Raw genomic sequence first — 9,367 nt, 5'->3', positions numbered from 1 at the left:
CCGGCCTCTCGCGAATTATTTGCGAAAGGCAGGAATTATTCTTGAAGAGGATTGAAGTCGCGGCAGATTGCCTCAGATGCGACTGACGACGCAGGCCACCGGTTCGTATTTGCCGAAATACAACAAAGCCTGGTCACCGATGCCATCGAGCCACACCCCGCGGCCCGCATAGCGATAGCCGTCGCCCATCGGGACGAGACGAACTGGAATCGCGCGATGGGGATGGAGGTAGAGCTGTGCGGTGACGATCTCGCCCGGCGCAAGCACGGGGCGTGAGCGCAGCATGTAGCTGCCGCCATTCTCGCAGGCGATCGAAAACGCCGCGCCCGGCAGCATCACCGCGTGAGCCTGCGCGCGGCCGATGAATCCACCGATCGCCGCCAGAGCCAATGCCCCGCAAATCATCACTTGTTTGATATTCACCCCGGCCCCCTGCTCGCCAGCTTCCCTGCGCGCATTAAGACCGTAAATGATCTCGGCTACAAGTCGTCCGCCTGCGACATTCAGAGCAGCAGCGGCCGACCCGGATCCCGGCCGCCGCCGATATCGGCTTCCGCCGCCGGCGCGACGTCGCTCTCGCTCTCGTGGTGCGGCCGCTCGGCATAGGGCGCCGCGAACAGGCTGACGCCGCGATGATCGATGGCAAACAGCGGCATGAAGGACTGCAGATCGCGGCCTTCCATCAGAGCGGCCCGCCGGTTGTCGAGCATGGACCATTTGCCGTCGAGCCGCACGGCGACGACGGCGTGATCCTGCCGCACGGCGAGGTCGCGGACCAGCAGCAGCTTGAGATCCGATTCGGGCGTTCCCGCCGCCAGCAGCAGCGCGTATTTGGCGATCGCGTAATCCTCGCAGTCGCCGAGGCCGCTGCGCAAGGTCTGCAATGGCGAACTCCAGACGTCCGGCACGCCGTGTTGCTGGTCGTCGCTGACGTAGCGCACCGCCTGGTTGACGCCGCGATTGATCATTTCCGCGCGCGCGCGGCCGTCGCCAGCCGCAGCCGCCGACCGCGTCAGCGCGACGAAGATCCGCTCCGACGCCGAGCAGCGTGCGTCGTCGCCGTTGCAACGTTCGACCGAGATCCGCTCGCTTGCCATCGCGCCCTGGATGCCGCGCCATTTCACCCACAGCACGCCCTCGGGGGCACGGAACGTCATCAGGCCGAACGGCTCGTCGCTTGGCATCGCGACCGCTGGTGCCTGCGGGGCGTCGCTGACGACTCCGGCGCGCCCGGATGCATCGGTCGATGCGACTTCCACGGGTCCAGAGGCGGAGCGACGCAGGCCGTCATGCTTGGCGAGCACGGCATTGATTGTGAAGAAACGGACGGGCGGCGGCACCGGCAGCGCGCTATCCGCAGTGCCCTGCGCAGACCTGCGGTTTGAAGTCTCGGCAAATGCGGCGCCGGCGCAACCGGCCCCCACCGACAAGGCAAGCACAAGCCCCAGCGCACGCGGGAGAACCCGCGGCCGATCGATCCGCAACATCAGTGACGCCCCGTATGCTCCGGGGCATCGGCCGACGTCATCGCGTCGATCCCTGTCCCGGTCGTTATCGGATCAGGGATAGGGCCGGCGCTGCTTCGGGCCGGTTAAACCGCAATGATGTTCGCCGCCAAGCTGCGAACGCGACTAATCAAGGCCAACCGAACCGTGTCGCATTTGAACGATTCAGATTCTGGTAACGCTGCCCGCCGCTCGGGGCGGGCCCGGATGAGCGCAGCGGCGCCGGTGGCACGCATGCCTTCGCGAAGCCCGTACCCAGCGCGGGCACCCTGCTCCTTGCTCAGCGCTCGCGCAGCGCCTCGTCACGCAGCATGCGCGCGGGCTTGACCAGATAGTCCAGCACCGACTTCTTGCCCGTCAGAATCTCGACGGTCGCGACCATGCCCGGGAGGATCGGAAGCGGCTGCTGGGCGGTGCCGAGATGGTTCTTCTCGGTGCGCACCATCACGCGATAGAAGGTCTCGCCGCGCTCGTTCTTGTCGCCCTTCTCGTCGGTGATCGTGTCGGCGCTGATGCGCTCGACGCGCCCGTGCAACGAGCCGTACACAGACGAATCATAGGCGCTGAGCTTGACCACCGCCTCGTGGTTGGGGCGGATGAAGGCGATGTCCTGCGGACGGATGCGGCCCTCGACCAGCAGCGTGTCGTCGAGCGGCGTGATCTCCATCAGGCTGGCGCCCGGCGCGACCACGGCGCCGATGGTGGTGACGTTGAGCTTGTTGACGATGCCGCGCACCGGCGAGCGCAATTCGGTGCGCCGTACCCGGTCCTGCGCCGACTTGATGTTCTCGTCGAGCACGGCGAGATCGCCGCGGGATTTCGCGAGATCGTCTTCGGCCTGGGCGCGAAAGGCGGTGACGATGTTGAGCCGGCGCGAACGCGCCTCCTGCACCGCGGCCTCGGTCTTCACGATGCTCGCCTGCACCACCGCGAGTTGCCCGCGCATGTCGGTGGCCTGGCGGTCGGCACGCAGCATCTCGATCTCCGGCACCACCTTCTGATCATAAAGCTTGCGGGTCAGACCCAGCTCGCGATTGAGCAGCGCCAGCGTCTCCGAGAAGCGCTTCTCGGTCGCCCTGAGCTCGTCGATCTCCTTGCTCTTCTGCTGCTCCTGCTGCTGCACCACGTCGACATCCTGCGCGAGCTTGCGCGCATGCGCATCGAACACGGCGCGCTCGCTCTGGACCGCGCGCGGGGCGTCGGCGACGAGGTCATCGGGAAACTCGACCGGGCTGCGGCCCTCGGTCTCCGCCGCGAGCCGGATCACCCGGGCGGCCATCGCGCCGCGGCGCTCGCGGATCTCGCCGAACTGCGAAGCAAAATTGGTGTCCTCGATCCGCGCCAGCGGCTGATCCTTGTCGACGATCGCGCCTTCCTGCACCAGGAGATCGGCAATGATGCCGCCTTCCAGCGATTGCACCACCTGGGTCTGGCGCGATGGCACGACCTTGCCGTTGCCGCGCTTGACCTCGTCGAGCACGGCGAAATGCGCCCAGATCAGGAAGGTGAAGAACAGGCCGAGCGAAGCGAGCAGCAGCATCCGCGCTGTCTTCGGCGTGCGCAGCTCGACGGCAGCGCGGATGTCGTTGGAGAACGCGAAATCGCTGTGCGCCATGTCACCTCGTCCCCTGGACCGGCTTCGCGGTGTGGCTCGCGGCCGGCGCCGCCGCGGGCGGCTGCGGACGCAGCATGGTGAGGATCTGCGCGGTCGGCCCGTCGGCGACGATCTTGCCGGAGTCGAACACCAGGATGCGGTCGACGAGGGACAACAACGACGGCCGGTGGGTCGAGACGATGATGGACATCTCGCCCTTGGCCAGCAACTTCAGGCGCTCGAGGAATTCGCCCTCGCTGCGAACGTCGAAATGCGCGGTCGGCTCGTCGAGGAACAGCACGCGCGGCTTACGGATCAGCACGCGCGCCAGCCCGATCGCCTGCTTCTGCCCGCCCGACAGGCTGCGGCCGCCTTCGGCGATCATCATCTCATAGCCCTGCGGATGGCCCGCGATGAAGGTCTCGACGCCGGCGAGCCGCGCCGCCTCCAGCACCTCCTCATCGGTCGCTGCGGGGCGGCCGAGCGTGATGTTGTCGCGCAGCTTGCCGTAGAACAGGTCGGTGTCCTGCAGCACGAAGCCGATGCCGGCGCGCAGATCGGCCGGATCGTATTGCTGGATGTCGATGCCGTCGATCAGGATGCTGCCTTCGGTCGGCGGATAGAACGCGGTCGCGAGACGGCCGACCGTGGTCTTGCCGGAGCCGACGCGGCCGATGATGCCGATCTTCTCGCCCGGCTTGATGTCGAAGGAGACGTTGTCGAGCGCCTTGGTCTGGCTTCCCGGATAGGAGAAGCTGACATTCTTGAACTGGATGCGGCCCTGGTTGATCTCGCGCGCGACGTAGATCTTTTCCGGCGGACGCTCACGGTCCAGCGACATCAGCCGGTCGATCGAGCGCAGCGCCGACGTCGTCTGTGTGAAGCGCGTCATCAGGCCGGCGATGCCTGCGATCGGACCGAGCACGCGCCCCGACAGCATGTTGGCCGCCACCAGCGCGCCGACCGAGAGCTTGCCGTCGAGGATCAGGAACACGCCGACGACGACCAGCAGCAGGCTGCAGAACTGGCTCGCGACGCTCGCCGCGGTCATCGCCATCGACGCCCAGAACTGGACATCCTCGCTGGAGCGCGCCTGCGCCGCCACCGAGCGCTCCCACACCGTCTGCACCCGGCTCTCGCCGGCGACCGCGCGGACTGTCTCCATCCCGTTGAGCGATTCCACCAGGATGCCGTGACGCGCGGCGGATTGCGCCTGCATCTGCCGCATCGCGCGTTCGAGCGGCCGCTGGATCAGCAGCCCGACGGCAATCATCACCGGCAGCATCAGCAGCGGAATCCAGGCGATGGGACCCGCGATGATGAACAGCACGATGATGAAAACGACCGCGAACAGCATGTCGGTCGCCGAGACCACGGTGCCGGACGTGAAGAACTCGCGCACCGAATCGAAATCGCGGAGCTGGTTGGCGAGGATGCCGACCGATGGCGGCCGCTTGTCCATCTTCAGCGACATCACGTGCTCGAAGATGTTGGCGGCGAGCACCACGTCAATCTTCTTTCCGGTCATGTCGATGATGCGGCTGCGCACCACCTTGAGCAGGAAGTCGAATCCGATGGCCAGCATGAGGCCGACGCCGAGCGCGACCAGCGAGGGGATCGCGCCATTCGGAATCACCCGGTCGTACACGCTCATCGTGAACAGCGGCGCCGCCAGCGCCAGGATGTTGACGATGAATGCGGCGATCGCGACATGGCCGTAGTTGGCGCCGAAGCGGCTGACCACCGACCAGAACCAGTGCGTTTTCGACACCTCGCCGGCCGCCGCCACGCGCGGATCGACGACTGCGGCGGGCCGCACCAGATAGGCGAAGCCGACATATCGCGCCGCGACCGCGTCGAAGCGCTCGATCGCCGGCTGTTCACGGCGCGAGGGATCGACGATGGTGAGACGGCCGGCGGCCTCGTCGATCGTCAGCAGGATGCGCGTGGTGCCGTCGTGAAACATCAGCACGCAGGGCAGCACCAGCGCGGGGATCTCGCTCAGCGGCCGTTCGACCAGTTGCGCCTCGAGCCCGGCCCGCTGCGCGGCGCGCTCGTACAGCGCGATGCTGAGCACGCCGCTTTCGAGCGGCAGTCCGGACAGCAGCGCGCTGCGGCTCAAGGCGCGGCCGTGATGAGCTGCGAGGTAAAGCAGACTGTCGCTGAGAGGATCAGCTGCCGGTACGGCTGTGCTCATCTGCGGCATCACATGCGCCGTCTCTTCGAGCTCGAACCTTGTCGGACGAATATTCAACAACGCCTCGGAAATCCATCTGGCCCAACGACCCACGCGGGCCTGCACCCATTGCTTCTTGCTAATAATTTGCTCTAGCCTAGTTCTTTGGCCTGCACCCGACTTTTTCGAGACTTTTACGGGTGTTTCTCGACAATCTCAGCGCAAAGTAAATGCATATGGTGAAAAGCCGGCGCGAGATGCGCCGGCTTTTGTTAGTTGCAGCTATTTCGACGCGGGCCCGTTGAGGCTCTGAGCAAATCCGCCGTACTTTCCGGAGGTAACAAACAACGTCGTATCCTCGGGATCGCTCGAGGCCCACCGATCCCCAAAGGTAATCGGTGCAGGATGCTTCGGCGTACCATCATGCAGGCCGAACAGCGGCACCGGGCCTGCAGAGCTCAGCGGCTGCGGTCCGGGCGCCGGCGCACTCAGCCGAATGGGAGCCAGACTGTAGCCGATGAAGCCGCTCGGCGTATCCACCGGCTCGGTCTCCGGAGGATGCCCGGTCTTCAGGTAGTTCAGCATCTGGCCCATCGCGGCGAGCAGCTGATAGTCCGCGAACACCACCACACCGCGCGCAGACACCAGCGACACGTTGGCGTTGAAGTATTGGTTCTGCGAGTTGAGGAGATCGATCAGCGTGCGCTGGCCGAGCTCATACTCCTTGTTGTAGGCGACGAAGGTGCGGCGGGCCGCTTCGACATCGCGGACGAGAGCTGAGACGCGATCAGCCGTGATGATCCGAGCCGCCCAGGCCTTGTCGATCGACTCCAGCGCATCGCGCTGCAGGCGAGCATGCTTCTGCTGCTCCTGGATCATCCGCTGCGCGGCTTCCTCGCGGCGCCAGCTGTTCTGGCCGCCGTTGAAGATATCCCAGGACGCAACGACCTTGCCGCTGACCTCGTCGTAACGATTGTTGTAGGTGATCGATTCCTTGCCGGTCGTCGCGCGGCCTTCCAGCGAAAGCGTCGGCAGGAAGGTGCCGGTGGTGGCATCGAAGCCGCGCTTGGCGGCCGTCACGTCCGCCGCGGCAGCGCGCAGGGTCGGATTGAACTTGTAGGCGATGTCGAGCGATTCCGCCTTGTCGCGCGGCATGTCGGACAGCCGGCCGGGGAAACGCAGATTATAGGGCTCGACGCCGACGACCTTGCGGTACTTCGCCCGCGCCACTTCGAGGCTGAGACGGAATTCTTCGAGCACGGCCTGTGCTGCCGCGACCCGCTCCTCGGCCTGCTGCGTGTCGCCCTCGCCGGCCCGGCCGCCCTGGAAACGGGCCAGCACGTTCTTGCGCAGCTCGAGATGAACCTTGAGGTTCTTGTCGGCCAGCGCGACCAGCCTGGAGTAGCGCACCACGTCGACATAGGCTTCGGCGGCATCGAGACCGATCAGCTCGGTTCGCTCCAGCACGCGGTACGCGGCGGCATCGACCCGCGCGGCCTGTCGCCACACTTCATTGATCGAGGAAAAACCATCGAACAGCAACTGGCGGACCACCACGCCGGCCTCGCGGCCGCGCAGGTAGCGGCCATTATTGCTCGGCGCCGGCGAGACATACTGCTTGAGCATCTCCGGCCCGGCGCTCGCATCGAGCCGGACCTGCGGCAGCAGCGTGCCCTGGGACTGGCGAAGCTCGGCTTCGGTGGCCCGCCGATTGGCTGCGGCCTCCCCGACGCCGGGATTGGTCTTCACCGCTTGGTTGATGGCATCCTGAATGGTGAACGGCTCAGCGCCCAATGCCGGGCTAAAGCTCATTCCCACAACGCATATCAAAATGGGTGTATATATGCTCTTGAACATACGGAACCGATAACAAACCCGAGATCGGCTCGCAACGCGACTCGCCACAGTTGCGGCGAAAAATCGACCGGTTGTGGCAGAATAGCTACGCTCCGCCATATTCTCCGGAGCGGAGATTTCAGAATCTGAAGCAAAATCAAAGCAGTGGGAATGAAGTAAAGCCGAGGCGGTGATTTAAAGTCAGCTATTTATTTCACAAAGAAAAATCTCGCCTCGGAGAATGTCGAGTTTTTCGTGTTTGTCTTCAATATGGACCGCTTCCGCGCCATTAAGTGAGATGGGCCCTCAAGCGACACAGCGGAACGGCAACAGGCGATCAGTCGCACGCCATTGCCACGCCGGCCCGCCACGACGGCCGTGAGCAATCGCCGCCCCGGCATCAAGGAACAACGAAGGATCCAATGAATATCGCGACCGACCGCCGGGCCCGAGATGCGAGGCATATATTTCGACGCACGGTCTGCAGCGAAACAATGGCTAAGGGGGTCCATTGCCCTCGAAAAATCTCGTCGAGCTGAAAGGCAGTAGATGGTGGGGGAGGCAGGACTCGAACCTGCGAAGCCATGAGGCGGCTGATTTACAGTCAGCTCCCTTTGCCACTCGGGACACTCCCCCGTATCGATGGCAATTCGGGCCGGCCGCGGAACAGCGGCGTCGGGGACCATCAGCGCCATGGAGACGGTAAGACCGCGGGGCCCGGATGAGCGGGCGCGCGCGGCCGGGGCCCTTATGATCGAACCCGCCCCTCGAAGTCAACCAAGGGACGACGAATTTTCCCGCCTGAGCGGTGCCAAATTGCCAGAATCCGCAGGCCGTGACAGAAGCTCGTGCCATGAGCGAACGCGACCGAAAGCCCCCTTTTCGCCGTCCGGGCGGCAAATTCTCCGGCAAACCGCGCGGATTCGAGCGGCCGCAGCCGTGGCGTGAACGCGACCACGGCTCGGATGGCCCCGTCATTCTCTATGGCTGGCACACCGTGACCCTGGCGCTGGCCAATCCGAAGCGGAGGATTCGCAAACTTTACCTGACCGAGAACGCTGCGCGGCGGCTCGCCGACGAGCGGATCGAAACAAGGGTGACGCCGGAGATCGTGCGCCCCAGCCAGATCGACCAGCGGCTCGGTCCGGACGCCGTGCACCAGGGCCTGCTGGCGGAGGCAGATCCCCTGCCCTCGCCGGACATCGACACGCTCGCGGCCGAGGGGCTGATCCTGGTGCTCGACCAGATCACCGACCCGCACAATGTCGGCGCCATCCTGCGCTCGGCGGCAGCATTCGACGTGAAGGCGATCGTGACCACCGCCCGCCACAGCCCGGAGGCCACCGGCGTGCTGGCCAAATCAGCCTCCGGTGCGCTCGAACTGGTGCCGATCATCACGGTGCAGAACCTCGCTCGCGCCCTGACGCGCCTGAACGAGCGCGGCTTCCAAACGGTGGGGCTGGACAGCGCGGGCGAGCAGGACATCGCGGCGGTCGCCTTGCGCGAGCCGCTCGCGCTGGTGCTGGGCGCGGAGGGCAAGGGCCTGCGGCAATTGACGCGCGAGACCTGCAGCGTCGTGGCACGGCTCGACATGCCCGGCGCCATCAAGAGCCTCAACGTCTCCAATGCCGCCGTGCTCGCGCTCTATATCGGCGCGACCCGGATCGGATTGATGCCGAAATGATCAAACGCCCGCGCGCCGAGGCGCACGGGCGTTGGCCTGAACGAATGTCCGGCTGATCAGTAGTAGCGGCGCAGCACGCGCTGGCCGTGATAGTAAGGGGAGGCGCCCCAGCGATAGGCGTGGCGGCGATGGTGATAGCTGTAGACCGGCAGCGCCTGCTCCTCATAGGCCGGATACGGCGCGAAGGCGCCTGGACCACTGTAGGTCGGCCCCTGGTTGACGTAATAATACTGCCGGGTCGGCTCGGACAGCCGCTCATAGCTCGCGCCGCAGGCGCCGCAGCCGTGGCCATAGGTGTAGCCGGGCTGATAGAAATATTGCGGCCGATACGTCACCGTCGGCTGGTACGTCACGGTCGGCTGATAGGTGACCGTCGGCTGATAGGTGACCTGCGGCGCGCAGGGGGTGGCATAGCCGCACGGGCCGCAGGCGGTGGCGCCGCAGGCCGCGGCCGGTGCGCCGCCGGCGACGGCGAGACCGGCAATCGCGACAAGTCCTGAAATTACTCCACGCATAACTCTCTCCTGTTGATCTGTTCTTGCTTGTCTTGCTTGTGTTTGGCTGTCGATGGT

The 9,367-nt window shown here is 65.3% G+C and carries 7 protein-coding genes and 1 tRNA gene; 1 reads left to right on the top strand and 7 read right to left on the bottom strand.

The window, feature by feature from the left end:
- Positions 1 to 72: 72 nt before the first annotated feature.
- From ACQR1H_RS03325 to ACQR1H_RS03300, 6 genes are all read right to left on the bottom strand, one after another.
- The gene (locus tag ACQR1H_RS03325; RefSeq protein ID WP_434890694.1) at positions 73 to 423 is read right to left on the bottom strand and encodes a hypothetical protein; all 351 of its coding nucleotides are present in this window, start codon (positions 421 to 423) and stop codon (positions 73 to 75) included.
- Between the two features lie 80 nt (positions 424 to 503).
- The gene (locus tag ACQR1H_RS03320) at positions 504 to 1,184 is read right to left on the bottom strand and encodes a transglutaminase-like cysteine peptidase (RefSeq protein ID WP_434880653.1); all 681 of its coding nucleotides are present in this window, start codon (positions 1,182 to 1,184) and stop codon (positions 504 to 506) included.
- Positions 1,185 to 1,785: 601 nt separating this feature from the next.
- A complete protein-coding gene (locus ACQR1H_RS03315; protein ID WP_316177046.1) occupies positions 1,786 to 3,120 on the bottom strand; it encodes an HlyD family type I secretion periplasmic adaptor subunit in 1,335 nt (444 codons plus the stop codon).
- A gap of 1 nt (position 3,121) precedes the next feature.
- Entirely contained in the window at positions 3,122 to 5,305 is a 2,184-nt protein-coding gene (locus ACQR1H_RS03310) for a type I secretion system permease/ATPase (protein WP_434899274.1), read from the bottom strand.
- 252 nt (positions 5,306 to 5,557) lie between these two features.
- The gene (locus ACQR1H_RS03305) at positions 5,558 to 7,087 is read right to left on the bottom strand and encodes a TolC family outer membrane protein (protein ID WP_316177042.1); all 1,530 of its coding nucleotides are present in this window, start codon (positions 7,085 to 7,087) and stop codon (positions 5,558 to 5,560) included.
- A gap of 574 nt (positions 7,088 to 7,661) precedes the next feature.
- Positions 7,662 to 7,747, bottom strand: a tRNA-Tyr gene (locus tag ACQR1H_RS03300).
- A 217-nt stretch (positions 7,748 to 7,964) separates the two neighbouring features.
- On the opposite strand from ACQR1H_RS03300, the gene rlmB reads away from it, so the two are divergent.
- The gene (gene rlmB, locus ACQR1H_RS03295; protein ID WP_316177041.1) at positions 7,965 to 8,795 is read left to right on the top strand and encodes a 23S rRNA (guanosine(2251)-2'-O)-methyltransferase RlmB; all 831 of its coding nucleotides are present in this window, start codon (positions 7,965 to 7,967) and stop codon (positions 8,793 to 8,795) included.
- A gap of 56 nt (positions 8,796 to 8,851) precedes the next feature.
- Here rlmB and ACQR1H_RS03290 read toward each other — a convergent pair whose 3' ends face one another.
- Positions 8,852 to 9,310 (bottom strand): hypothetical protein, encoded by a 459-nt coding sequence (locus ACQR1H_RS03290; protein WP_315801024.1) that lies wholly within the window; start codon positions 9,308 to 9,310, stop codon positions 8,852 to 8,854.
- Positions 9,311 to 9,367: the final 57 nt, after the last annotated feature.

The organism is Bradyrhizobium sp. HKCCYLRH2015, from assembly GCF_051168215.1.
Taxonomy (GTDB): Bacteria; Pseudomonadota; Alphaproteobacteria; order Rhizobiales; family Xanthobacteraceae; genus Bradyrhizobium.
The sequence above is the reverse complement of the archived record's forward strand: the minus strand, read 5'-3'. Positions and strand labels throughout refer to the sequence as shown.